We start from the raw sequence: 22,221 nt of genomic DNA, 5'->3' as shown, positions 1-22,221 counted from the left end.
CGGGGTCTTTCATGGGGGTACTGTGCAGTACAGGGGAAACCCCTTATTCGTCCGTGTTCAGACGCTCGCGCAGCTGCTTGCCGGTCTTGAAGAAGGGAATCACCTTCTCATCGACATCCACGCTTTCGCCGGTGCGCGGGTTGCGGCCGGTGCGGGCGTCGCGGCGCTTCACGGAGAAAGCACCAAAGCCACGCAACTCGACCCGGTCGCCGCGGGCCAGGGCTTCCGTGATCTCATCGAAGATCGTGGTGACGATCTTTTCGACGTCACGCTGATACAGATGCGGATTGCGTTCGGCCAGTCGCTGGATCAGTTCCGACTTGGTCATGCCTGTTAATCCCCCCTGGGACGTGAAGCCTTCCGGACCCGACCTTCATCGACCGCGCGGATGGCTGGGCAGAAGGTCCGGGCCCATGGCCACCTTTGTTTGACCATTTGAGATTGCCCCAGCCGGGCCGGCTGCGCAAGGGTAAGTCTTTCTGCGCAAACAGTTTTCCTAGGTCTAATCTGTCACCTTGGTAAGATGGGGCATACAGGCCATGCCACAATGGCGGGTTGAAGCCGGGCCTGTCTGCCGCAATATGATGCGCGATATCGGTATCATTGCCTGATACCGGCCGCCGGGGACGACCCCGCCGGTGCCGTGACAAAGTCGGGGACGGCCCTGCGCGATGGAGGATGCTCCATGGCCTGGGTATATCTGCTGGCCGCCGGTCTGTTCGAAATTGGCTTTGCCGTGGGTCTGAAGGCCAGTCATGGCCTGTCCCGGCCCGGCCCGTCGGTCATCATGATTGCCTGCTTAGGCACCAGCCTGTGGCTGCTGGCGCTGGCTATGCGCACCCTGCCGTTAGGCACGGCCTATGCCATCTGGACCGGGATTGGCAGTGTCGGCGCTGTGCTGGTCGGCATGTTCCTGGCCGGTGATGGCTTCAGCCCCGGCCGCGTGTTCTGCTCTCTGCTGATCCTGGCAGGTGTTGCCGGACTGAAGCTGCTGGAGCCATGAAACGGCTTCAGCCCACCATTCCCCAATATTGCCGGATCAGGCGCTTGAACTCCGCCAGCAGACGGGCCTTGATGGCATGATCGTCCTCGGTCGGAGAAAAGTGACTGCCGGCCAGCGCCTGCAGGAACTGCCAGGCCAGATGCCGTCCCATTTCGAACTTCACCGGATCGGCTTCCAGGAAGGAGCCGTACAGATCCTTTGAGGTCTGTTCCCAGCGGGCGGCGAAGGTGGCCTTGGCCGGGCCCATGATGGCCGCCAGCTCCGTATCGGTGCGGGCGGCGGCCTCCAGCTCTTTCCAGGCGGTCCAGAAGGGGCTGTGCGCGGCATGCCACAGCGCTTCGATCCCCTGATCCAGCCCCTCCCCGCCCTCATGTGCGACATTGGCCGTGGCGGCCAGATATTCGGCCGTAAAGCGCTGGATGATGTGATCGACGGTGGCGCGCAGCACCTCCGGCGTGGTGGGGAAGTAATATTGTACAGCCCCGCGGGTCACCCGCGCCTGCTTGGCGATTTCCGATGTCGTGGTGCGGTGATAGCCGATTTCCAGAAAGCAGCGGATCGCCGCCTCGATGATCCGCTGGTGCGTGGCAATGCTCTTGGGCGTCTGCCTTACGCGGGAGGCTGGAAACTCGCTTTCAATATCCGTTGCGACCACGGGGGGGATCGGCATGATTTTGTTCCGGAAACCGAGGTTATTGGTTAACTTTATCTTAACCCTATATCGGGTTGAGTGTTTATCTAGAGCTAATGGTGTTACCAAGGCAACATGGCAATGCGCCGGTCAGACCAGATGGCAGGGCGGGTTGCGCCTTGGGGCTCGACACCCGCGCCCCGGCTGCGCTATGGGAAGCGCGATCGACCTTGATAACGAGCATCCCGCCCGTGACGCCGCGCCTACAGGCCCTGGATTATCTGCGCCGCATCGGACAGGCGGCGGACAAGGATATCGACCTGGGCGAAGCCGCCCTGGCACTGGCCGTGCTGGACCATTCCGCCGATCTAGCGCCCTACCGCGCCCATTTGGCCATCATGGCCGCCGATCTGGGTCAGATGATGATGGGCATGCCCGATGGGCTGGAAGATCGTGTGGCGGCCTTGGGTCAGCTTTTGGCCAAGCACGGCTATCAGGGCGATAGCGAGACGTATGAGGATCTCCAGAATGCCAATCTGCTGCGGGTGATCGACCGACGGCGGGGCCTGCCCGTTTCCCTGGGCATCCTGGTGATGGCGGCAGCCCGCGCCCAGGGCTGGACGGTCATGGGGTTGAACTTCCCCGGCCATTTCCTGTTGCGTCTGGACCATGCCGGTGGTCGCCAGATCCTGGACCCTTTTGCAGGCGTTGCCGCAACCGACCCGCGCGCATTGCGGGAAATGTTGAAGCAAACGGCCGGGCTGGAAGCGGAGCTGACGCCCGACCATTACGCGCCGGTATCAAATCGCGAGGTTCTACTGCGTCTCCAGAATAACCTGAAGCTCCGCCACCTGTCGGCCGATCAGCCCGACAAGGCCCTGGCGGTGATCGAGGATATGCTGCTGTTCGCGCCGGACCATATCGGCCTGTGGCGTGAATCCGGGCTGTTGAATGCGCATCTAGGCAAACTGACGGCCGGTATCCAGGCGTTCGAGAATTTCCTGCGCATCGGACAGGAACGCGGTGCCTCAGCCCAGCTGCTGGACCATACGCGTAATCTGCTGCGCCAGCTGCGCGGGCGGCTGAATTAAGCCCCCACCCTGTGACGGCACGCATGGCGCGTGTCGCCGGCTTGTGCTTTCCTGCCGCCATCCCCTTTCCGTCTGCCGGAGACATCCCGACATGACCCTCAAGGTCGCCATCCAGATGGACCCGATCGAGTCCATCAATATCGATACCGACAGCACCTTCATGATGGCGTTGGAGGCGCAGCGCCGTGGCCATGACCTGTGGCACTATCACCCCCGCGATCTGGCGCTGCGCGGCAACAAGCTGTTCGCCAAGGTCCGGCCGATGCAGGTGCGGCGCGAGTACGGCAACCATCACAGCATGGGTGCTGCGGAAATTGTCGATCTGTCGACATTCGACATGGTGTTGATGCGCCAGGACCCGCCGTTTGACATGGCCTATATCACCGCCACCCATCTGCTGGAACATATCCATCCCAAAACACTGGTGGTGAACGATCCGGCCGCTGTGCGCAACGCGCCGGAAAAGCTGTTCGTCACGCATTTCCCTGACCTGATGCCACCGACGGTGATCACCTCATCGCATGAAGAGGTGCTGACGGCACGGGCGGAATGGAAGGATATTATCGTCAAGCCCTTGTTCGGCAACGGCGGTTCGGGTGTGTTTCACGTGAAACCCAATGACGAGAACCTGGGCGCGCTGCTGGAAACCTTTACCCAGCTTTATCGAGAGCCGATCATTGTGCAGAAATACCTGCCGGAGATCCGCAAGGGTGACAAGCGCATCATCCTGATCGATGGCAAGCCCGCCGGTGCCGTTTCCCGCATCCCGATGGATGGCGAGGCCCGCGCCAACTTCCATGCCGGCGGCAGTGCGGGCAAGACCGTGCTGACCAAGCGCGAGCAGGAGATTTGCGAGACCATTGGCCCCACCCTGCGCGAACAGGGCATGATCTTCGTCGGCATCGACGTCATCGGCGATTACCTGACGGAGATCAACGTCACCAGTCCCACCGGTATCCAGCAGATCAACCAGCTGGACGGGTCCGCGCTGGAATCCGTGCTGTGGGACGCGATGGAAGCGCGCTTCGCCGCCACGCGTTGACCGTTATTTTCCCGCGGCGGGCAGCCCCTTGCCCGCCGCCCGGGCTTGCTGTCATCTTCACTCTCCATGACATCGATTGGGGGATGGGATGGATCGGTCAAGCGGCAATCCGAATATAGGCCGGCGTGGTTTTCTCTGTTCCTGCTGCGGTCTGGCGGTCTGGAGCATCACCGGCGGCCTGTTGGCGGGCCCGGCGCATGCGAGTGATGGCGATCCGGCACTGAACGCGTTCTTTACCGATACCTTTGCCCGGCAGGTGGCAAAATCGCCGGAACTGCGCACAGCCCTGGGCCTGCCTGGCGACCAGGGATCGTGGGATGACCTGTCCGACGCAGCCCTAGCCGCCAATGACCAGGAATTGTCGGCCGACCTGGCCCGGCTGCGCCGCGATTTCCCCGAGGCCAAGCTGTCGGCAGCGGACAGGCTTAACAAAAAACTCTGGGAGTATCAGGCGGAAGAGAAGCTGGCCGCTGCGCGTTGGCGTGCCAATACCTATCCCGCCGACCATTTCAACGGCCGCCATGGCGACATCATCGACACCCTGACCACCTATCACCCGATCCGGGACAAGGTGGGGGCACAGGCGTGGTTGGCGCGGGTCAAATCTATCGACCAACCCGTCGATCAGTTGACCGCAGCATTGGAAACCCGCGCCGCACGGGGCGTCATTCCGCCGCGCTTTTCCGTGGAGAAGGCCCTGGTAGCCGTGGGCAACGTCCTGACCGGCCGGCCCTTCGTATCGGCTGCCGCAGAGGAGACGGCGCTGCTAGCCGGGTTCCGTCGCAAGGTGGAGGCGTTGGACCTGCCCGCCACCGAGAAGGCGGCTTTGGTGGCGGAGGCGGGGATGTTGCTCTCCACCCGATTCGCGCCCGCCTGGACCCGCCTGCGGGCAACGATGCAACGGCTGCTGGGCCAGACGGATGATCGCGACGGGGTATGGAAGCTGCCCGATGGCGCCGCCTATTACCAATATTGCCTGTCCCGCCACACCACCCTGCCCCTGAAGCCCGATGCTGTGCACGATCTGGGCTTGGCGGAGGTGAAGCGCATCCATGCGGAGATGGAGATCATCAAGGACAAGGTCGGCTTCAAGGGCGACCTGCCGGCCTTCAACCAGTTCCTGCGCAGCGACAAGCGCTTCTATTTCACCGACGATGATGCTGGGCACGATGCCTATCTGAAGGGTGCCAACCTGGTGTTGGACCGGGTGAAGCAGGTGCTGGACGGGCAGTTCAACCTGAAGCCCAAGGCACCTCTCGTCGTGCAGCGGTTCGAACGGTACCGGGAGGCCAGCGAGACCATCGCCCGCTATAGCCAGCCGGCCACCGACGGTTCCCGCCCCGGCATCTATTATGTCAACCTTTCCAACATGAAAGAGATGCCGATCTGGCAGATGGAGGTCCTGGCCTTCCATGAAGGCGTTCCCGGCCACCATATGCAGATCGCCCTGGCGCAGGAGGCGGCGGGCCTGCCGGATTTCCGCCGCCACGATTTCCACACGGCCTATGTGGAAGGCTGGGGGCTGTACTCGGAACGACTGCCCAAGGAGCTGGGCTTCTATGCCGATCCCTATTCCGATTTCGGCCGCCTGACCTTCGCCCTGTGGCGGGCATTACGTCTGGTCATGGATACCGGCATCCATGCCAAGCGCTGGACCCGGGCGCAGGCCATCGATTATTTCGTGACCAATTCCGCCTTCACGCGTGAGGTCGCGGAGCGGGAGGTTGATCGCTACATCGTCTATCCCGGCCAGGCCTGCGCCTATTATATCGGCATGCAGAAGATCCTGGAGTTGCGGGGGGCAGCGCGCAAGAAGCTGGGTGTCAAGTTCGATATCAAGCGTTTCCACGACACGGTCCTGGCCAACGGGTCGGTGCCGCTGTCGGTGCTGGAACGGGTCGTGGAAGACTGGGTAAAGACGGTTTAGGGGACCAGCACCGTCGCGCCCGTCGTGGTGCGGGATTCCAGGGCACGGTGGGCATCGGCGGCGTCACGCAGGGCGAAACGCTGGTGGATGTTCACCTTCACCTGCCCCGCCTTGACCACGGCGAACAGGTCATCGGCCATGGCAAGCAGTTCGGCCCGCGTGCCGGCGTAATGCTGCACCGACGGGCGGGTCAGGAACAGCCCGCCCTTGCGGTTCAGCAGCCCGATATCGAAGGGCGGCACGGCGCCCGAGGCGTTTCCATAGCTGACCATCAGGCCGCGCCGACGCAAACTATCCAGCGACCGTTCGAATGTATCTTTGCCGACGCCGTCATAGACGACATCCACCCCCTGCCCGCCCGTGATCTCCCTGACGCGGGCCACGACATCCTCTTCCCGGTACAAGATGACATGGTGGCAGCCGTGGGCGGCGGCCAGGGCTGCCTTTTCGGCCGATCCCACCGTGCCGATCACGGTGGCGCCCAGGGCGTTGGCCCACTGGCTGGCCAACAAGCCCACGCCACCGGCCGCGGCATGGATCAGCACCGTATCGCCGTGTTTCACGTGGAATGTCTGGCGCAGCAGATATTGCGCCGTCAGCCCCTGCAGCAGCAGGGCCGCCGCCACCTCGTCCGGTATCCAGTTGGGCAGCTTGATCAGCTTGTCGGCTGGCACCAGGCGGCGTTCGGCATAGGCACCCAGGGGTGATTGGCCATAGCCGACGCGGTCGCCGGGTGCCAGATCGGTCACTCCCTCGCCCACCGCCTCCACGATGCCGGCCGCCTCCATGCCGGGGGTTAAGGGCAGCGGGGCGGGATAGAGGCCCGTGCGGTAATAGACATCGATGAAATTCAGGCCGATGGCGGTGTGCCGGACCAAGACCTGTTCCGGCCCCGGTTTGCCCACATCCACGCTGGTCCAGCGCAGCATCTCGGGTCCACCGGTCTGCTCGACGGTGATGGCATGGGTCATGATGTGATCCTGGATCAGGGGCCGGGATGCGGCATATCCGCATCCCGGCGGGGCGATGGGTCAGCCCAGATGCTTCTTGAAGAATTCGGCCGAGCGGCCGTGGGCCAGCTTGGCATCGGCATCGTCGTAATGCTTGCCGCCGACGCGGGTGAAGGCGTGGTCGCGTTCCGGGTAGACATGCACTTCCACCAGGAAATTGCCGGCCACCGCTTCCTTGATCGCGGTTTGCGCTTCCGGCGGCACAAACCCATCCTTGCCGGCAATGTGCAGCAGCAGCGGCTTGGTGATGGCCGACACCTCGCCGATATCCTTGTCGATGCCGACGCCGTAATAGCTGACGGAGGCATCCACGTCGGTCCGGGTGGCCATCAGGTAGGCCAGCTTCCCGCCCAGGCAGAAGCCGACGGCGCCCACCTTGCCCGTGACACCGGGATATCTACGGATAAAGGCCAGCGTGGCGGCCAGATCCTCAACCCCCTTCACCTCATTGAAGCCCTGGTACAGTTGAAAGGCCTTCTGCCATTCGGCCTCGGTCTGATCGGTGATCTGGATGCCGGGTTCCTGGCGCCAGAACAGGTCGGGCGCGATGGCGAAATAACCGGCCGCCGCGTAACTGTCGGCGACGGCGCGGAGGTTGGCGTTGACGCCGAAAATCTCCTGGATGACGACAATGGCCGGACCCGTGCCGTTGGCCGGGGGCGCGAGATAGGCGCTGAAGCTGCCATCATCGGTCTGGATCGAAACGTCGGGCATGGCGATATCCTTCGTCGTATGGGATGCATGAAATAGGATCGGATCATCCGCCCAGGAAGGCGGCCAAGTCTGTGGCCGCCGTCACGGGGGCCGAACAATGCTGTTCGTGACAAAGATAAGCGGTCGCGCGTCCTTTAACCATGGTTTTACCTGCGGCGGGATGCAGCGGGGGCAGCGATACCCCACCATCTTCCAGGTGGAACAGGACGAGATTGGGCCGCGACCGTTCCAGTGCCACCCGCCGCATCGCCATCACCTCCGCATCATTAGCCGGGCCGGCAATCACCAGCACCTGGCCGTGCATCCGCAGATCCACACCGTTCAGGAACCCGGCCAGCGGGAAGAAGTTCCGCCCCACCTCGCCCGCGAAGGCGGTGATCAGGGCGTCCGCCCGCTGCCGCCATAGATCCTGCCCGGTAATCAGCCACAGTCGGCTGAACAACCCCACCAGGGTGCCATTGCCGGCGGGCACGGCATTGTCATGGGCATGGCGCGGGCGGCGGATCAGATCGTCGGCATCGTCCGGGGTGATGAAGTAGCCGCCGTCGGCGTCATCATGGAAATGCGTCTGGATGTTCTCCAGCCAGCCGACAGCCCGATCCAGATAAAGGCTTTCTCCCGTCACTTCGAACAGGGCGACGGCGGCGCGGGCCATGTTGGCATGGTCTTCCAGCGTGCCGCGATGGCGGGCCTGCCCATCACGGTATCCATGCCACAGGCGACCGTCTGGTGTGGACATGTGATCCACGACAAAGGCAAAGGCCCGTTTGGCCGCCTCCAGCCAATCCGGTCGCTCCAAGACCGCCCCTGCCCTGGCCAGCGCGGTGATCATCAGCCCGTTCCAGTCGGCCAGCACCTTGTCGTCCCAGCCCGGCCGCTCGCGGCCTGCCCGGGCTTTCAACAGAAGCGCGCGACAGGTGGCAAGCACGGCTTCCGTGCCGGCGTCGGCCAAGCCATCCTCCCGCATGCGGTTGAGGATCGTATGGCCTTCCCAATTGCCATCGGCGGTCACGTCGTAGGTACGGCAGAACAGGTCGGCGGCGTCGGCGGGCAGCAGGCGACGGATCTCGCCCTCGGTCCAGACATAGAACCGGCCCTCTTCCCCTTCGCTGTCGGCATCCAGGGAAGCGGCGAAGCCCCCGCCCTCGGCCAGCATCTCGGCCAGTATCCAATCGGCCGTCTCCGCGATGCGGACCTTCAGCAGCGGATCGCGCGTCTCCTGCCAGACGGTGAGCATCAGGTCGATCAGCTGGGCATTGTCATAGAGCATCTTTTCGAAATGCGGGACCAGCCATTCGGCATCCACCGAATAGCGGGCGAAGCCGCCGCCCAGATGGTCATAGATGCCGCCCTGCGCCATGCGGGTCAGGGTCTGTATGGTGGCCGTGGCGAATTGCGGCCGGCCGGTATGGCGAAAGGCACGCCACAACAGCTCGAAGATGCCCGGCTGCGGGAATTTCGGAGCACCGCCGATGCCGCCCTGCACAGGGTCCACCTCCCGCACCAGCTGTTCGGCAACTTGGATCAGCGTGTCGGCGGTCAGGGCGTCGCCCGGCTGGCCGGCGGCCAGATTGTCCATGGCGCTGGCCAGGGCTTGGACATTGCGCTGCACCTTGCCCGGCTCCTCCACATAGGTCTGGGCAACCGTGCGCAGCACCTCCGGAAAGCCGGGCCGGCCCCAGCGCCGTTCCGGCGGAAAATAGGTCCCGCCCCAGAACGGATGCCCGTCGGGCGTCAGGAACATGGTCAGCGGCCAGCCGCCCTGCTGCCCCAGCAAACTGAGCGCCTGCTGGTAGATATGGTCCAGGTCGGGCCGTTCCTCGCGGTCCACCTTGATATTGACGAACAGCTGGTTCATCAGGCCGGCGATGGCGGGGTTCTCAAAGCTTTCATGCGCCATCACATGGCACCAATGGCAGGCGGCATAGCCGACCGACAGCAGAATGGGCTTGCCCTCGATTTTCGCCTTTGCCAATGCTTCCGCACCCCACCCCATCCAGTCGACGGGATTGTCCATATGCTGGCGCAGATAGGGGCTGGTTTCCCGGTGCAGCATATTGCCGGCGCCGCGATGGGCTTGCGTTTTGGCCATGGCCATGGATCATCCTTTTGCTGGGCCGGTATCATGCCGCCTGTCTGTGACGGGCCGATGATGAACAGATAGTTTATCCTTGTGTCGAACCCAGGGTGCGGGGAAAAATCGCTTCACGTCTTTGCGACCGTTTGGGGAGCCACCGGCATGAAGGTCACCGTCAATATCGATTGCACGCCGGAGGAGGCGCGAACCTTCCTGGGCCTGCCCGATGTGCAGCCCATGCAGGATGCGCTGATGCAGCAGATGCAAGATCAGCTGTCGGCCAACATGAAGGCTATGGATCCGGAGACCATGATGAAGACCTGGCTGCCCGTGGGCATGCAGGGTTTCGAGCAATTCCAAAAACTGATGTGGTCGCAGATGTCCAATGCCATGGGCGGTACGTCCACCAAGGATGCTAAGAAGTGAGCGACATCGCGAAGGGCGATCCCGCCCCCTACTACCGCGCCCATGTCTTCGTCTGCACGAACGAGCGCGAGCGCGGCCATCCCCGCGGCTGTTGTCGCAGCAAGGGCGGGGATGAGCTGCGCGACTATATGAAGAAGAAGGCCACCGGCCTGGGCTTGGGCAAGTCTGTGCGCATCAACAATGCCGGCTGCCTGGATCGCTGCGAACTGGGTCCTTGTATGGTGATTTATCCGGAAGGCGTCTGGTACAGCATCACCAGCAAGGCCGATGTGGATGAGGTGCTGCAGACCCATCTGGCTGAGGGCGGCCGGGTGGAGCGCTTGATGCTGGCCCCCACCGATAAATTACCGACCGATATCGCCGCCCGTCACGCGGCGGCGGCCGAGTGATGTTTCACGTGAAACACGCATGATGCGGACCGATACCATATTCGCCCTGGCATCCGCCCCTGGCCGCGCCGGTGTGCAGGTGATCCGCATCTCCGGTCCCGATGCCGGCCGCGTGCTGCAGGCCTTGTCCGGCCGGCCGCTGCCCGCACCGCGCCTGGCCTCTCTGGTGGGGCTGCGTGACCCGGTCACGGCGGAACTGTTCGACAAGGCCTTGGTCCTGTATTTCGCTGCCCCGACCAGCTTCACCGGTGAGGATGTGGTGGAGCTGCACCTGCATGGCGGCCGCGCCGTCCTGTCGGCGGCCACCACGGCTCTCGCCGACCTGGGGGTAAGGGTGGCGGAGCCGGGGGAGTTCAGCCGCCGCGCCTTCGAACATGGCAAGCTGGATCTGACAGAAGCCGAAGCCATCGCCGATCTGGTAGATGCTGAAACGGCCGCACAGCGCCGCCAGGCCCTACGCCAGATGGAAGGCGCCTTGGGCCAACTCTATGATGGCTGGCGCCACCGGCTCACCCGCGCGCTGGCCCATCTGGAGGCCGATATCGACTTTCCCGATGAAGACCTGCCCGGCGGCCTGTCAGACGCTGTACGGCCGGTTGTGAGCGCCCTGGTGACTGAACTGTCGGCGCATCTGGCCGATCAAGGACGCGGGGAGCGGCTGCGGGACGGTATTTCCATCGCCATTCTGGGCGCCCCCAATGCCGGCAAGTCCAGCCTGCTGAATGCCATCGCCCGGCGCGACGTGGCCATAGTCTCCAATCAGGCCGGCACGACCCGCGACGTGATCGAGGTGCAGTTGGACTTGGGTGGATACCCGGTTCTGCTAGCCGACACGGCCGGCCTGCGCGATGCTGTGGATCAGGTGGAGGGCGAGGGCATTCGCCGCGCCCTGGACCGGGCCGCCAAGGCCGATCTTAAGCTGTTGGTTTTCGATGGTGGGGAACTGCCGGACCCGGCCACCCTGGCGCTGGTGGATGAGGATGCGCTGCTGGTCATGAATAAGGCCGACCTGACGGGGGCGGCCGCCCCTTTGGTTGGCCGTCCCATCCTGCCTGTCTCCGCCCGCACCGGCGAAGGGCTGCCCGCCTTGCTGACCGCGCTGGAGCAGGCGGTCGCCGCCCGTTACGTCCCCTCCGGCGCCCCTGCCCTGACCCGTGCCCGCCACCGGTCGGCGTTGGAGGAATGCCAGGGGAATTTGCAGCGGGCGCTGCGGGCCCCCTTGCCCGAACTGGCGGCGGAGGATGTGCGGCTTGCGGTGCGGGCGCTGGGGCGCATCACGGGGCGGGTCGATGTGGAAGACCTTCTGGACGTGATCTTCCGGGATTTCTGCATCGGCAAGTGACGGGGCGTCATGCGCACCCCACCCTTTGACTCAACGCGCCGCCGGCCTTATGGTCCGCGCCATGCAGCACTATGATGTGATCGTGGTTGGCGGCGGCCATGCGGGATGCGAGGCGGCGGCCGCGGCGGCGCGTGCGGGGGCCCGTACAGCGCTGGTGACCCACAAGATCGAAACCATTGGCGAGATGTCGTGCAACCCGGCCATCGGTGGCCTGGGCAAGGGCCATCTCGTCCGCGAGATCGACGCGCTGGACGGCCTGATGGGGCGGGTGACCGACCAGGGCGGCATCCAGTTCCGCGTTCTGAACCGTTCCAAGGGTCCGGCCGTGCGCGGGCCCCGTGCGCAAGCCGACCGCAAGCTCTATCGCCAGGCCATGCAGAAGGCCCTGGCCGAACAGGCCAACCTGGACATCATCGCCGCGGCGGTCGAAGATCTGGTCATCGATGCCTTTGGCACCTGTGCCGGGATCGTGACCGGTGACGGACGGGAAATCCGAGGGGGTGCCGTGGTGCTGACCACCGGCACTTTCCTGCGCGGCCTGATCCATATCGGGGAGGAGAAAATCCCCGCCGGCCGTGTGGGCGAGGAACCGGCCATCGGCCTGTCCCTGACCCTGGAAAAGCTGGGCTTTAACCTGGGCCGCCTGAAAACCGGCACACCGGCGCGTCTGGATGGCAAGACTATCGATTGGGCCGGCCTGGATATGCAGCCGGGCGACAATCCGCCCCCGCCCTTCTCCACTCTGACCGACCGGATCACTACGCCGCAGATCGACTGCGCCATCACCTACACCACGTCGGAGGTGCACCGGATCATCCGGGAGAATATCCACCGCGCGCCGATGTATTCCGGCCAGATCGAAGGCGTGGGCCCGCGCTATTGTCCCAGCGTGGAGGACAAGGTCGTCCGTTTTGCCGACAAGGAACGTCACCAGATCTTCCTGGAGCCGGAAGGCCTGGACGATGACACCGTCTACCCCAACGGCATCTCCACCTCCCTTCCCCGCGACGTGCAGCTGGAAATCCTGAAGAATATTCCCGGTCTGGAACATGTGCGCATGATCCGGCCTGGCTATGCCATCGAGTACGATTATGTCGATCCGCGGGAGCTGACCCGCACGCTGGAAACGCGTCGCCTGCCCCGTCTGTTCCTGGCTGGGCAGATCAATGGTACCACGGGGTATGAGGAGGCGGCGGCCCAGGGGTTGGTGGCGGGCGTCAATGCCGCCCTAGCCGTGACCGGCTCCGCGCCCTTCGTGTTGGACCGCGCCGAGGCTTATATCGGGGTTCTGATTGATGATCTGATCACCCGTGGTACGTCAGAGCCCTATCGCATGTTCACCAGTCGCGCCGAGTATCGGTTGCTGTTGCGGGCCGACAATGCCGACCAGCGGCTGACCAACCGTGGCCTGGATACCGGAATTGTCGGGTTCGCACGTGCCGGCCATTGGGCGGCAAAGAAGGCGGCGTTGGCCCAGGCGCGGGACATGGTCACCGGCCTGTCTGCGACGCCGAATGAGTTGGAGAAGCACGGGCTGCACATCAACAAGGATGGCGTGCGTCGCACGGCGCTGGACCTGTTGCGCTATCCGGAAATCGATTTCCCGCGCCTGTGCCAAGTCTGGCCTGAACTGTCCGCTCTGTCGCCCGACATCGCCGAACAGGTGGAGATCGACGGCAAATATGCGGGATATCTGGACCGGCAGGAGGCCGATATCCGCGCCTTCCGCAAGGATGAGGCGCTCGAACTGCCGGTGGACCTGGACCCGGACAGAATCGCGTCCTTGTCGGCGGAAGTCCGCCAGAAGCTGAAGAACACAAGGCCGGCGACGCTAGGTGCGGCTGCGCGCATTCCGGGTATGACCCCGGCGGCCCTCACGGCTTTGTTGCGGCATGTCAGGAAACGGGGGAGCGATCGTGGTGCAGCGTAAGCCGTCCAAGCCGCTGAAACTGCCGCCCATGCCCCGCCCTGCCGGGGCACCGCCGCCGATGACCCCCGCCCAGTTTCAGGAAAAGTTCGGTGTTTCACGTGAAACACTGGAGAAGCTGGAGGTCTATGCGGCGCATTTGCGCAAGTGGAACCCGGCCATCAATCTGGTGTCCACCAGTACGCTGGAGGATCTGTGGAGTCGGCATCTGGCCGATAGCGCCCAGGTCTTCTCCCTGGTGCCCGAAGGCACGAAGGTGCTGGTCGATCTGGGCTCCGGTGCAGGATTCCCCGGCCTGGTCCTGGCCATTCTAGGCGTGCCGTCGGTGCATCTGGTCGAATCGGATGTGCGCAAGGCCGCCTTTCTGCGGGAGGTGGCGCGGGTCACCGAGGCGCCGGCCACCATCCATCCCGTGCGGATCGAGATGGCGGACGTGCCGGAGGCCGATATCGTATCGGCCCGCGCGCTGGCGGAACTGACACTATTGCTGCCCTGGGCCCATTCAATGCTGAAGCCGGGTGGCACCTGCCTATTTCCTAAGGGCAGGACGGCCGAGGATGAATTGACCGCGGTGACGGATTCCTGGAATATGCGGATCGAAAGGTTTCCGAGCCAGACCGATCCGGCCGGAACAATTCTTCGCATCAGCGATCTTTCGCCGAAGTGAGCCTGCCTCGCCACCAGCCGTACAGCAGAGGTTGAATGTCAGTGTCGAGCGCCGCCCTGCCTATCCCCGCCGCCCGTGCCCGTATCATTGCGCTTGCCAACCAGAAGGGTGGCGTGGGTAAGACCACGACCACGATCAATCTGGCCACCGCGCTGGCCGCTTGCGGCAAGCGCGTGCTGATCATCGACAATGATCCGCAGGGCAACGCCTCCACCGGCCTGGGCATTCCGCAGAGTAACCGCGAATTCGGTATCTATGACCTGTTGTTCGCCGACCTGACGGTGGAGGAGGTGGCGGTGGCTACGTCCGTTCCCGGTCTGTGGGTCGTGACGGCAAATGTCGACCTGTCGGGCGCGGAGGTTGAACTGGTCAATGTGGAACGCCGCGAATTCCGCCTGAAGGACAGCCTGGAAAAATCGTCGGGCGGTTTCGACTATATCCTGATCGACTGCCCCCCGGCCCTGGGCCTGCTGACCCTCAATGCGCTGGCGGCGGCCGATGCCGTACTGGTGCCCCTTCAGTGTGAATTCTACGCCCTGGAAGGGCTGTCGCATCTGGTTCGTACCATTGAGCGCGTGAAGCGCGCCTTCAACCCCACGCTGGACATCAACGGCGTGGTCCTGACGATGTTCGACCGTCGCAACAACCTGTCCGACATGGTGGCCGCCGACGTACGTGGCTTCTTCGGTGAAAAAGTCTATGAGACGGTGATCCCCCGCAATGTGCGGGTGTCCGAGGCGCCCAGCCATGGGAAGCCGGTGCTGCTGTACGACCACAAGTCGGCCGGCGCCCAGGCCTATATCCATCTGGCAGGCGAGATGTTGAAGCGCGAGCGGAAGCGGCAGTTGGCTTATGGATGAACCAAGAAAGAACAATTCGCGCACTGGTCTGGGCCGCGGCCTGTCCGCCCTGTTCGGGGAGGCGGCGGGCAATGAGGAGGAACAGCAGGTCGACCGCGTCCGCCTGACCCGCCTGCTGCCCATCGACCAGGTTCATCCCGGCAAGTTCCAGCCGCGCCGCCACTTCGACGAAGAGGCGTTGACCGCGCTAGTGGAAAGCGTGCGTGAGCGTGGCATCCTGCAGCCGCTGCTGGTGCGCAAGGACCCGACCGCCCTGCCGGGCAACAGCTCCTATGAGATCATCGCCGGTGAACGCCGCTGGCGGGCCGCGCAATTGGCCGGGTTGCATGAGGTGCCGGTGCTGGTCCGTACCCTGTCGGACCGCGAGGCGCTGGAAATCGCGCTGGTGGAGAATATCCAGCGTGCCGACCTGACGCCCCTGGAAGAGGCTGAAGGCTATAAGCGGCTGATGGACGAATTCAACCACACCCAGGAGGATTTGGCCCGTTCGGTGGGCAAGAGCCGGTCGCATGTGGCCAACATGCTGCGCCTGCTGGCCCTGCCGGATGAGGTGAAGCAGATGGTGCAGGACGGGCAGTTGTCCATGGGCCATGCCCGCGCCCTGCTGACCGCCCCCAACCCCGTCATCGCCGCACAAGAGGTGATCAAGCGGGAGCTGAATGTCCGCCAGACCGAAGCGCTGGTGAAGCAGATGTCGGCTGAACCGCTGGTCCTGACCAAGCCGGTGAAGGAGAAGGCGCCGGACACCGTGGCGCTGGAGCGTGAAGTGTCCCTGGCGCTGGGCCTGAAAGTGTCGCTGAGCGGCACCGGCAAGAAGGGCACCTTGCAGATCCATTACCGCACGCTGGACCAGCTGGACGGGGTTCTGAATCGCATTTTGAAGCGATAGGGTAATGGGCCGGAACGAAGGGCATGTCCGGCCCCTCCTCATTCAAAGTAACAAGCAATCCAGAGGGAAGAATGACCGACAGCAGCCAGATCGGGGCCGAGGCCGCCGCCTATTTCAACGGCTATAGCGCGGCCTTCGCGGCCTATGACACGGACCGTGTCGCCGCCCTGTTCGATCAGCCCCTGACGGTCCTGACGGCGACCAAGCCCATTGTGTATGGCGATCTGGATGCTGTGCGCGCCTATGTCGATAGTATGCTGGATACCTATCGCCATATAGGCTTGGCCTGGCCGGTGCCGGCGGCGGTCTGGGCCTGGCCCTGCGGCGATGATCTGGCGCGGGCGGAGGTGCTGTGGCTGCTGCGCTCCGCCGACCGGGCGGAGATCATGCGTTTCTCCACCTCCTACGTCCTGCGCCGCGACGTGGATGCCGGCTGGCGCGTGGCCGTCGTGATCTCATACGAAGAACCGGTGAAGCTGCCGGCCGGCGCCTGATGCCATCCCTGCCGCTGACCCTGCTGCCGGACCCGCTGGCCATCTGTCGCCTGCCCCCTGATGCCCCGCTGCCCGCCTGGGTGGCGGGTCCAGGCTTTGTCAGCATCACCCGCACCGACGAGGAACTGTCCATCGTGGTGCGTCAGGACCGCGTGCCGGTTGATATGGTGGCCGTGGGGCCATGGCGGGCGCTGAAGGTGCAAGGACCCCTGGATTTCGCCCTGACCGGCATCCTGGCCGCCCTGACGGCCCCGCTTGCCATTGCCGGCATCAGCCTGTTCGCCATCGCCACTTATGACACGGATTATGTGCTGGTACGGGCCGAAACGTTGGAGGCGGCGACCACGGCGCTGACGGCGGCGGGGCATCGGCTGGTGGTGTAGCGGCCTGCTTGGCGGCCCGCACTGCCTCCTCAAACCGTTCTACCTCTTCATCCGTCAGGTCCGGGAAGTGCCGCTGCCGCTTATCGGCGCCGATGCGGCCATTGCTGATCACCAGATTGACGGACAGTTGCGCCTTGCGGTCCGGCATGACGCGAAGCCGATGGGAATTTGTCTCTGACCACAGCGTGCCACAAGTTCTTGTTCAGTCTCACGAGAATATGTCTGAGCCGGGGGTATCATCCGAAATTTTGATCGGACTTCTTGAAAATCTATCCAGAAAGGCACCGGTTCACGAATTTTTGTTCGAAGACGGAGCCAGCCGCAACTGTGCCGCCGTTGCCCTTGCGGCCATCCAGCATTTCTCCTGCAGGCCCGCTGCCCGTGTCCTCACCTCGAACAGGCCGTTCAGGTCCAACTGGGTCAGGCGGGGATAGAGCAGCATGACGATGTTCATGATGGCTCTCCCCCTCTTCTTTCTAGTTCGGGCGTCGGGCCAGTTGCGCCAGCTGGAAGAAGGCGCGGGAGCAGATGGTCTCATCCGGCATATGGGTGCGCTTGCATTCGGCTTCCGCCTCCTGCAGCCGGTCCAGGGCCTGGTGCAGCTTGGGCAGGGTCCAGTTGCGGATCTGGGCCGTCAGGATGGGTTCCAGTTTGAAGAACACGGGCGGGCGCAGGGCCTTTATGGCGGCCTGCGGGGTCTGGCCCTTGGCCACATGGGCCACGGCGATGTGCAGGCGCTGGAAATAGCGCTGGGCGGCCCGCAGGATGCCCACCGTGGCCGTGCCATCGGCATAGAGGCGGCGCAAGGAACGGTCCACCTCCGCCATATCGCCGGTCGCCGCGGCCTGTGCCGGTTCATCCAGGTCCAGGGCGGCGCTGTCGCCGATCACGGCGCGGGCATCGGCCAGGGTCACCTGTTTGCGGCCCAGCATGTAGAGCGCCAGCTTGTCGATCTCGCCACGGGCCATCGACCGGTCGCCCACCAGATTGCCGGCCAGCCAGTCGCGGGCATCCATGTCGATCTGCATTCCATGGTCGGCCATGATGCGGGCGATGGTGCCGGCCAGTTCATCCTCGCTTTCCACATAGCAGGCGACGGCCCCGGCGATGTCGCCGGCATCCTCCACCGCCTTGCGCAGCTTGGAGCGGGCGTCCAGCTCCCCGGCTTCGATCACCAGCAGCGTATCGCCAGCGGGAAAGCCCTTCAGCAGCGCGGCGACGGCAGGGGCCAGCTTGTCGTCGCCATCACGCAGGCGCACCACGCGGCGCCCGCCGGTCAGGGCGATGGCCGACAGTTCGTCCCGCAGGCGGGCGGCATCGGACACGGCTTGGTCGGCCTTCATCTCCGTCACGCGGAAGGGGTCGGACAGGTCCTCACAGGCCGACTGCGCCGCCGCCTTACCCCTTTCGCGCACCAGTCCCTGGTCGGGGCCGTAGAGCAGGACCAGCCGCGTGGCGGGTGGCGGGCGCTTGGCGAAGGCGTCGGCGTTCCGGGGCTGGACCTTCAAGACGCCCTCCCCCTCATCATTGCTTGTCTCGGGCGAAATAGAGCGACAGGCGGGTGCGGATATCGTCGGCCAGTTCGGTCAGGCCGCGATCATAGGCGTCCTGGCGGGTGGCCAGCACCGCGAACTGGCTGTCCAGCAGGTTGAAGCTGACCACGGAGCGGGAGAAGGTGCGATAGACCACCTGGCCCGTGCTGATCTCGATCAACTCGTAACTGGCCTGCAGGCGCAGGCGGGCGCGGGTGGCCGTGGCATCCTTCTGGATGCCCAGCTCCTCCTCCGTCGCGGCGAGCGCCACCGACAGGCGGTAGCGCGGGCTGTCCGGCCGGCCATCGGTATAGAACCGGTCGATCAGGTTGTTGCGCAGCACCTGGCCGTTGCGATCGACGATCGGGTCGATCTGGACATTGGCCAGGGCCGCGCCCACCGCACTCTCATGCGCGCCGGTGCCATAGACCGGCTTGAACCCGCAGGCCCCCAGCACCGCCGGCAGCAGGGCCAGCAGCAGGGGGACGGCAAGGCGGTAAGAACGGTGGGACATGGCGCGCCTCTTTGAGGCTTGGTTCAAGGAATTTGGGCCATTCCGACGGGAATATCCCGAAAACCAGGCTGGAAGGTTGAACCAAGCCTCAACCTTCCGCCCCTTTCACTCATACAACGATATTCACGATACGGTTCGGCACCACGATGATCTTGCGCGGTTCCTTGCCGTCCATGGCGCGCTGGACATTGACATCGGCCAGCGCGGCCTCCTTGGCGACGGCTTCCGCACAGTCGCGCGGCAGGGTCAGGGTGGCGCGCAGCTTGCCATTGACCTGCACGGCGACGGTGGCGCTGTCATCCACCACCAGGGTGGGATCGGAGATGGGCCAGGTGCGGTCGACCAGCAGGTCGCCATGGCCCAGCTCTTCCCACATCTGCTGGGCCAGATGCGGCATCACCGGCTGAACGATCTGCGCCATATATTCCAACGCCTCGCGCGCTGCCCAGCCCTCGTCGGCCGGCACCTCGCCGTTGGCGGCGATCTTCGACAGCGCGTCGCCCAGGGCATTGGTGAAGGTGCGCAGCTTGGCCACGGAGCTGTTGAAGCGGTAGCCTTCGACATCATCGGCCACGGCCGCCGCCGCCTTGTGGGCGGCGCGGCGAATGGCGGTGGCCTCAGGCCCGAAGCTGGCCGGTGACGCCGTACCGGCGGCCGGAAGGGCGAAGCCCGGCTCCGTCACCAGACGCCACAGGCGGCTGATATAGCGCCAGGCACCATCGATGCCGGCCTCGGTCCATTCCAGGTCGCGGTCGGGCGGGCTGTCGGACATCATGAACAGGCGGGCGGCATCGGCGCCATAGCTGCCGATAATGCCTTCCGGGTCCACGACATTCTTCTTGGACTTCGACATCTTGATGACGGGGCCGACCGTGATGGGGCTGCCATCGGCGATCTTGGTGGCCTTGGCGCCCTGGATATCCACGTCAACCGGGAACACCCATTTGCCGTCACTATCCTGGAAGGTGGCGTGGGTCACCATGCCCTGGGTGAACAATCCTGCGAACGGTTCGGCCAGGTCCAGATAGCCGACATGGGACAGGGCGCGCGTCCAGAACCGGGAATAGAGCAGGTGCAGGACCGCATGCTCAATGCCGCCAATGTAATTGTCGACGGGCAGCCAATAGTTCACCAATTCCTTGTCGAAGGCCACGGTCTCGTTGCGCGGGTCGGCGAAGCGTAGGAAATACCAGCTCGACTCGATGAACGTGTCGAACGTATCCGTCTCCCGCTCCGCATCCTTGCCGCAGGACGGGCACTTCACATGCTTCCAGGTGGCATGGCGGGCCAGGGGGTTGCCGGGGGCATCGAAGGTGACGTCGTCCGGCAGGGTGACGGGAAGCTGGTCTTCCGGCACCGGCACCACGCCGCAATCGGGGCAATGGATGATGGGGATGGGGCAGCCCCAGTAGCGCTGACGCGACACGCCCCAGTCACGCAGGCGGAACATGGTCGTCCCCTGCCCGCGGCCCAGTTCCTCGATCTTGGCGACGGCGGCCTTCTTGCCGTCTTCCACGGACTTGCCGTCCAGGAAGTCGGAATTGCGGATGCTGCCGGGGCCGGTATAGGCCTCGGTGCCGACCGCGAAAGTCGCAGGATCCTCGCTTTCCGGCACGACCACCGGCTTCACCGGCAGATCATACTTGCGGGCGAAGTCCAGATCGCGCTGGTCATGGGCCGGGCAGCCGAAGATGGCACCCGTGCCATATTCCATCAGCACGAAATTGGCGACATAGACCGGCAGGTTCCAGCCCTTCACGAAGGGATGCTCGGCCGTCACCGGCGTGCGCCAGCCTTTCTTTTCCGCCTGTTCCAGCGTCGCTTCGCTGGTGCCCATGCTGTTGCATTCGGCGATGAAGCTGGCCAGGCCGTCATCATTCTCGGCCAGCTTGGCGGCCAGCGGGTGGTTGGGGCTGATGGCCACGAAGGAGGCGCCGAACAGCGTGTCCGGGCGGGTGGTGAAGACTTCCAGGTCCGGATGGCCATCGGAAAGCTGGAAGAAGAACCGGCAGCCCGTGGACTTGCCGATCCAGTTCTCCTGCATGATGCGGACCTTCTCGGGCCAGCGATCCAGCGTGGTGATGGCCGACAGCAGCTCATCGGCGAAATGGGTGATCTTCAGGAACCACTGGGACAGCTTGCGCTTTTCCACCAGGGCACCGGTGCGCCAGCCGCGGCCGTCGATCACCTGTTCGTTGGCCAGGACGGTATTGTCCACGGGGTCCCAGTTGACCCAGCTTTCCTTGCGATAGGCCAGACCGGCCTTCAGGAAATCCAGGAACATCTTCTGTTCGAACCGGTAATATTCCGGCCTGCAGGTGGCGATCTCGCGTTCCCAGTCGATGGCCAGACCCATCGTCTTCAGCTGGGCGCGCATGGCCGCGATATTCTCGTAGGTCCAGGATCCTGGATGGGTGTTGCGCTCCAGGGCCGCGTTTTCCGCCGGCAGGCCGAACGCGTCCCAGCCCATCGGGTGCAGGACATTGAAGCCTTTGGCCCGCTTGTAGCGGGCGATCACGTCGCCGATCGTGTAATTGCGCACATGGCCCATATGGATGCGCCCCGACGGATAGGGGAACATCTCCAGCACATAGGTCTTGGGCTTGGACGGATCGGCGGTGACAGCGAAGCTGCGGCGTTCGTCCCAGACGGACTGCCACTTGGCTTCGGTTTCACGGACGTTGTAGCGGGACATGGAACGGGTCCTGTCGAACGGGTGTCGCTTCGCCGGGCGTCACCCGTAACAGGGGGCCATCGCCCGGCGCTTGGTTCAAACTCAGTTGGCGGGGGCCGCCGACTGCTGACGTAGCTGGCGGGCGCGGGTCAGGATGGTGTCTTCCATCTGCGTGCCGGTTTCGGCCGTGACGGCGGCATCGATCCACACACCGTTCTTCAGTTCCTGGCGGAAAACGGTGGCGCGCACGCCATCGGCGCGCAGGGCGGCGTCCAGGATGTAGAGATTGACCTTGAACCGCTCGCTGGGCGTGGCCGGCGGGCTGTACCAGTCGGTCAGGATCACGCCGCCATAGGGGTCGGCCTGGATCAGCGGCATGAAGGTGACGGTGTCCAGAGCGGCGCGCCACAGATAGGCATTCACCGTCACGGTGCCGGCGGGACGGGCGGCGGCGTTCATGCCGGCCTCGCCGTCATTGTTCTGGCGCAGGATCTGCGTGTTGGGAGCCTCGGGCTCCCCACCGCCAAGACCCAGGCTTTCCAGCGTGGAGCAGCCGGAGAGACCCAGCGCCAGGGTGCCCAGCAGGGCGGAACGACCGATCACGGACAGGGCACGCAAGGACATGGGAA

General features: G+C 64.3%; 23 protein-coding genes. 13 read left to right on the top strand and 10 right to left on the bottom strand.

Features of this window, described 5'->3' with window-relative positions; translation table 11 throughout:
* Positions 1–43: 43 nt before the first annotated feature.
* Positions 44–328 carry an integration host factor subunit beta gene (gene ihfB / locus AC1Q7F_RS17220; RefSeq protein ID WP_054168028.1) on the bottom strand — a complete coding sequence of 95 codons (285 nt, stop codon included), beginning with the start codon at positions 326–328 and terminating at the stop codon, positions 44–46.
* Between the two features lie 357 nt (positions 329–685).
* Here ihfB and AC1Q7F_RS17215 point away from each other — a divergent pair, with 357 nt between their 5' ends.
* Positions 686–1,003 (top strand): DMT family transporter, encoded by a 318-nt coding sequence (locus AC1Q7F_RS17215; protein WP_492509038.1) that lies wholly within the window; start codon positions 686–688, stop codon positions 1,001–1,003.
* A 7-nt stretch (positions 1,004–1,010) separates the two neighbouring features.
* Here AC1Q7F_RS17215 and AC1Q7F_RS17210 read toward each other — a convergent pair whose 3' ends face one another.
* Positions 1,011–1,673: a TetR/AcrR family transcriptional regulator gene (locus AC1Q7F_RS17210; RefSeq protein ID WP_492509036.1), complete on the bottom strand. Its 663-nt coding sequence runs from the start codon at positions 1,671–1,673 to the stop codon at positions 1,011–1,013.
* A gap of 212 nt (positions 1,674–1,885) precedes the next feature.
* On the opposite strand from AC1Q7F_RS17210, the gene AC1Q7F_RS17205 reads away from it, so the two are divergent.
* From AC1Q7F_RS17205 to AC1Q7F_RS17195, 3 genes are all read left to right on the top strand, one after another.
* A complete protein-coding gene (locus tag AC1Q7F_RS17205; protein WP_492509034.1) occupies positions 1,886–2,725 on the top strand; it encodes a SirB1 family protein in 840 nt (279 codons plus the stop codon).
* Positions 2,726–2,816: 91 nt separating this feature from the next.
* Positions 2,817–3,767 (top strand): glutathione synthase, encoded by a 951-nt coding sequence (gene gshB / locus AC1Q7F_RS17200; protein ID WP_492509032.1) that lies wholly within the window; start codon positions 2,817–2,819, stop codon positions 3,765–3,767.
* A gap of 88 nt (positions 3,768–3,855) precedes the next feature.
* Entirely contained in the window at positions 3,856–5,694 is a 1,839-nt protein-coding gene (locus AC1Q7F_RS17195; RefSeq protein ID WP_492509030.1) for a DUF885 domain-containing protein, read from the top strand.
* Here the strand turns inward: AC1Q7F_RS17195 and AC1Q7F_RS17190 are convergent.
* Genes AC1Q7F_RS17190 through AC1Q7F_RS17180 form a run of 3 tightly spaced genes read right to left on the bottom strand, consistent with a single transcriptional unit; the run spans position 5,691 to position 9,516 of the window.
* A complete protein-coding gene (locus AC1Q7F_RS17190; protein WP_492509028.1) occupies positions 5,691–6,665 on the bottom strand; it encodes a quinone oxidoreductase family protein in 975 nt (324 codons plus the stop codon). The genes AC1Q7F_RS17195 and AC1Q7F_RS17190 overlap by 4 nt on opposite strands.
* Positions 6,666–6,725: 60 nt before the next feature.
* Complete coding sequence (locus AC1Q7F_RS17185; protein ID WP_492509026.1) at positions 6,726–7,418, bottom strand: dienelactone hydrolase family protein; 693 nt, start codon at positions 7,416–7,418, stop codon at positions 6,726–6,728.
* A gap of 43 nt (positions 7,419–7,461) precedes the next feature.
* Positions 7,462–9,516 carry a thioredoxin domain-containing protein gene (locus AC1Q7F_RS17180; protein ID WP_492509024.1) on the bottom strand — a complete coding sequence of 685 codons (2,055 nt, stop codon included), beginning with the start codon at positions 9,514–9,516 and terminating at the stop codon, positions 7,462–7,464.
* A gap of 141 nt (positions 9,517–9,657) precedes the next feature.
* Here AC1Q7F_RS17180 and AC1Q7F_RS17175 point away from each other — a divergent pair, with 141 nt between their 5' ends.
* The 9 genes from AC1Q7F_RS17175 (at position 9,658) to AC1Q7F_RS17135 (ending at position 16,872) form a co-directional block, all read left to right on the top strand.
* Complete coding sequence (locus AC1Q7F_RS17175) at positions 9,658–9,921, top strand: DUF6489 family protein (RefSeq protein WP_492509022.1); 264 nt, start codon at positions 9,658–9,660, stop codon at positions 9,919–9,921.
* Positions 9,918–10,310 (top strand): (2Fe-2S) ferredoxin domain-containing protein, encoded by a 393-nt coding sequence (locus tag AC1Q7F_RS17170; RefSeq protein ID WP_492509020.1) that lies wholly within the window; start codon positions 9,918–9,920, stop codon positions 10,308–10,310. The genes AC1Q7F_RS17175 and AC1Q7F_RS17170 overlap by 4 nt, the downstream gene beginning before the upstream one ends.
* A gap of 22 nt (positions 10,311–10,332) precedes the next feature.
* A complete protein-coding gene (gene mnmE / locus AC1Q7F_RS17165; protein ID WP_492509542.1) occupies positions 10,333–11,652 on the top strand; it encodes a tRNA uridine-5-carboxymethylaminomethyl(34) synthesis GTPase MnmE in 1,320 nt (439 codons plus the stop codon).
* Between the two features lie 61 nt (positions 11,653–11,713).
* Positions 11,714–13,582 carry a tRNA uridine-5-carboxymethylaminomethyl(34) synthesis enzyme MnmG gene (gene mnmG, locus AC1Q7F_RS17160; protein WP_492509018.1) on the top strand — a complete coding sequence of 623 codons (1,869 nt, stop codon included), beginning with the start codon at positions 11,714–11,716 and terminating at the stop codon, positions 13,580–13,582.
* Between the two features lie 58 nt (positions 13,583–13,640).
* On the top strand, positions 13,641–14,246 hold the full coding sequence (gene rsmG / locus AC1Q7F_RS17155; RefSeq protein WP_492509540.1) for a 16S rRNA (guanine(527)-N(7))-methyltransferase RsmG: 606 nt from the start codon (positions 13,641–13,643) through the stop codon (positions 14,244–14,246).
* Between the two features lie 35 nt (positions 14,247–14,281).
* Entirely contained in the window at positions 14,282–15,106 is an 825-nt protein-coding gene (locus tag AC1Q7F_RS17150) for a ParA family protein (RefSeq protein WP_492509016.1), read from the top strand.
* Positions 15,099–15,995, top strand: coding sequence for a ParB/RepB/Spo0J family partition protein (locus AC1Q7F_RS17145; RefSeq protein WP_492509014.1), 897 nt, complete (start codon positions 15,099–15,101; stop codon positions 15,993–15,995). Before AC1Q7F_RS17150 ends, AC1Q7F_RS17145 begins: the two co-directional genes overlap by 8 nt.
* Positions 15,996–16,066: 71 nt before the next feature.
* Positions 16,067–16,489, top strand: a complete 423-nt coding sequence (locus AC1Q7F_RS17140; protein WP_492509012.1) for a DUF6841 family protein — start codon at positions 16,067–16,069, stop codon at positions 16,487–16,489.
* Positions 16,489–16,872, top strand: coding sequence for an ACT domain-containing protein (locus tag AC1Q7F_RS17135; protein WP_492509010.1), 384 nt, complete (start codon positions 16,489–16,491; stop codon positions 16,870–16,872). The genes AC1Q7F_RS17140 and AC1Q7F_RS17135 overlap by 1 nt, the downstream gene beginning before the upstream one ends.
* Positions 16,873–17,161: 289 nt before the next feature.
* Here the strand turns inward: AC1Q7F_RS17135 and AC1Q7F_RS17130 are convergent, their stop codons facing one another.
* The 5 genes from AC1Q7F_RS17130 to AC1Q7F_RS17110 all read right to left on the bottom strand — a co-directional run bounded on the left by AC1Q7F_RS17130 (position 17,162) and on the right by AC1Q7F_RS17110 (position 22,216).
* Positions 17,162–17,326 (bottom strand): hypothetical protein, encoded by a 165-nt coding sequence (locus tag AC1Q7F_RS17130; RefSeq protein ID WP_492509008.1) that lies wholly within the window; start codon positions 17,324–17,326, stop codon positions 17,162–17,164.
* 22 nt (positions 17,327–17,348) lie between these two features.
* Positions 17,349–18,380 (bottom strand): DNA polymerase III subunit delta, encoded by a 1,032-nt coding sequence (gene holA, locus AC1Q7F_RS17125; protein WP_492509006.1) that lies wholly within the window; start codon positions 18,378–18,380, stop codon positions 17,349–17,351.
* A 16-nt stretch (positions 18,381–18,396) separates the two neighbouring features.
* Positions 18,397–18,918: an LPS assembly lipoprotein LptE gene (gene lptE / locus AC1Q7F_RS17120; protein WP_492509004.1), complete on the bottom strand. Its 522-nt coding sequence runs from the start codon at positions 18,916–18,918 to the stop codon at positions 18,397–18,399.
* A gap of 109 nt (positions 18,919–19,027) precedes the next feature.
* The gene (gene leuS / locus AC1Q7F_RS17115; protein ID WP_492509002.1) at positions 19,028–21,613 is read right to left on the bottom strand and encodes a leucine--tRNA ligase; all 2,586 of its coding nucleotides are present in this window, start codon (positions 21,611–21,613) and stop codon (positions 19,028–19,030) included.
* 81 nt (positions 21,614–21,694) lie between these two features.
* Entirely contained in the window at positions 21,695–22,216 is a 522-nt protein-coding gene (locus AC1Q7F_RS17110; protein ID WP_492509000.1) for a DUF3576 domain-containing protein, read from the bottom strand.
* Positions 22,217–22,221: the final 5 nt, after the last annotated feature.

The organism is Niveispirillum sp. GW835-FHT14G11, assembly GCF_058793615.1.
This window is presented reverse-complemented; position numbering and strand designations above follow the sequence as displayed.

What these genes read in the sequence shown, in the direction of transcription:
- mnmG (WP_492509018.1), top strand. Translation starts at nt 11,714, where the DNA reads ATGCAGCACTATGATGTGATCGTGGTTGGCGGCGGCCATGCGGGATGC.
- leuS (WP_492509002.1), bottom strand. Translation starts at nt 21,613, where the DNA reads ATGTCCCGCTACAACGTCCGTGAAACCGAAGCCAAGTGGCAGTCCGTC.
- AC1Q7F_RS17150 (WP_492509016.1), top strand. Translation starts at nt 14,282, where the DNA reads ATGTCAGTGTCGAGCGCCGCCCTGCCTATCCCCGCCGCCCGTGCCCGT.
- AC1Q7F_RS17185 (WP_492509026.1), bottom strand. Translation starts at nt 7,418, where the DNA reads ATGCCCGACGTTTCGATCCAGACCGATGATGGCAGCTTCAGCGCCTAT.
- AC1Q7F_RS17210 (WP_492509036.1), bottom strand. Translation starts at nt 1,673, where the DNA reads ATGCCGATCCCCCCCGTGGTCGCAACGGATATTGAAAGCGAGTTTCCA.
- AC1Q7F_RS17190 (WP_492509028.1), bottom strand. Translation starts at nt 6,665, where the DNA reads ATGACCCATGCCATCACCGTCGAGCAGACCGGTGGACCCGAGATGCTG.
- AC1Q7F_RS17110 (WP_492509000.1), bottom strand. Translation starts at nt 22,216, where the DNA reads ATGTCCTTGCGTGCCCTGTCCGTGATCGGTCGTTCCGCCCTGCTGGGC.
- AC1Q7F_RS17175 (WP_492509022.1), top strand. Translation starts at nt 9,658, where the DNA reads ATGAAGGTCACCGTCAATATCGATTGCACGCCGGAGGAGGCGCGAACC.
- AC1Q7F_RS17215 (WP_492509038.1), top strand. Translation starts at nt 686, where the DNA reads ATGGCCTGGGTATATCTGCTGGCCGCCGGTCTGTTCGAAATTGGCTTT.
- lptE (WP_492509004.1), bottom strand. Translation starts at nt 18,918, where the DNA reads ATGTCCCACCGTTCTTACCGCCTTGCCGTCCCCCTGCTGCTGGCCCTG.
- AC1Q7F_RS17140 (WP_492509012.1), top strand. Translation starts at nt 16,067, where the DNA reads ATGACCGACAGCAGCCAGATCGGGGCCGAGGCCGCCGCCTATTTCAAC.
- ihfB (WP_054168028.1), bottom strand. Translation starts at nt 328, where the DNA reads ATGACCAAGTCGGAACTGATCCAGCGACTGGCCGAACGCAATCCGCAT.
- AC1Q7F_RS17135 (WP_492509010.1), top strand. Translation starts at nt 16,489, where the DNA reads ATGCCATCCCTGCCGCTGACCCTGCTGCCGGACCCGCTGGCCATCTGT.
- mnmE (WP_492509542.1), top strand. Translation starts at nt 10,333, where the DNA reads ATGCGGACCGATACCATATTCGCCCTGGCATCCGCCCCTGGCCGCGCC.
- AC1Q7F_RS17195 (WP_492509030.1), top strand. Translation starts at nt 3,856, where the DNA reads ATGGATCGGTCAAGCGGCAATCCGAATATAGGCCGGCGTGGTTTTCTC.
- AC1Q7F_RS17180 (WP_492509024.1), bottom strand. Translation starts at nt 9,516, where the DNA reads ATGGCCATGGCCAAAACGCAAGCCCATCGCGGCGCCGGCAATATGCTG.
- gshB (WP_492509032.1), top strand. Translation starts at nt 2,817, where the DNA reads ATGACCCTCAAGGTCGCCATCCAGATGGACCCGATCGAGTCCATCAAT.
- AC1Q7F_RS17145 (WP_492509014.1), top strand. Translation starts at nt 15,099, where the DNA reads ATGGATGAACCAAGAAAGAACAATTCGCGCACTGGTCTGGGCCGCGGC.
- rsmG (WP_492509540.1), top strand. Translation starts at nt 13,641, where the DNA reads ATGACCCCCGCCCAGTTTCAGGAAAAGTTCGGTGTTTCACGTGAAACA.
- AC1Q7F_RS17130 (WP_492509008.1), bottom strand. Translation starts at nt 17,326, where the DNA reads ATGAACATCGTCATGCTGCTCTATCCCCGCCTGACCCAGTTGGACCTG.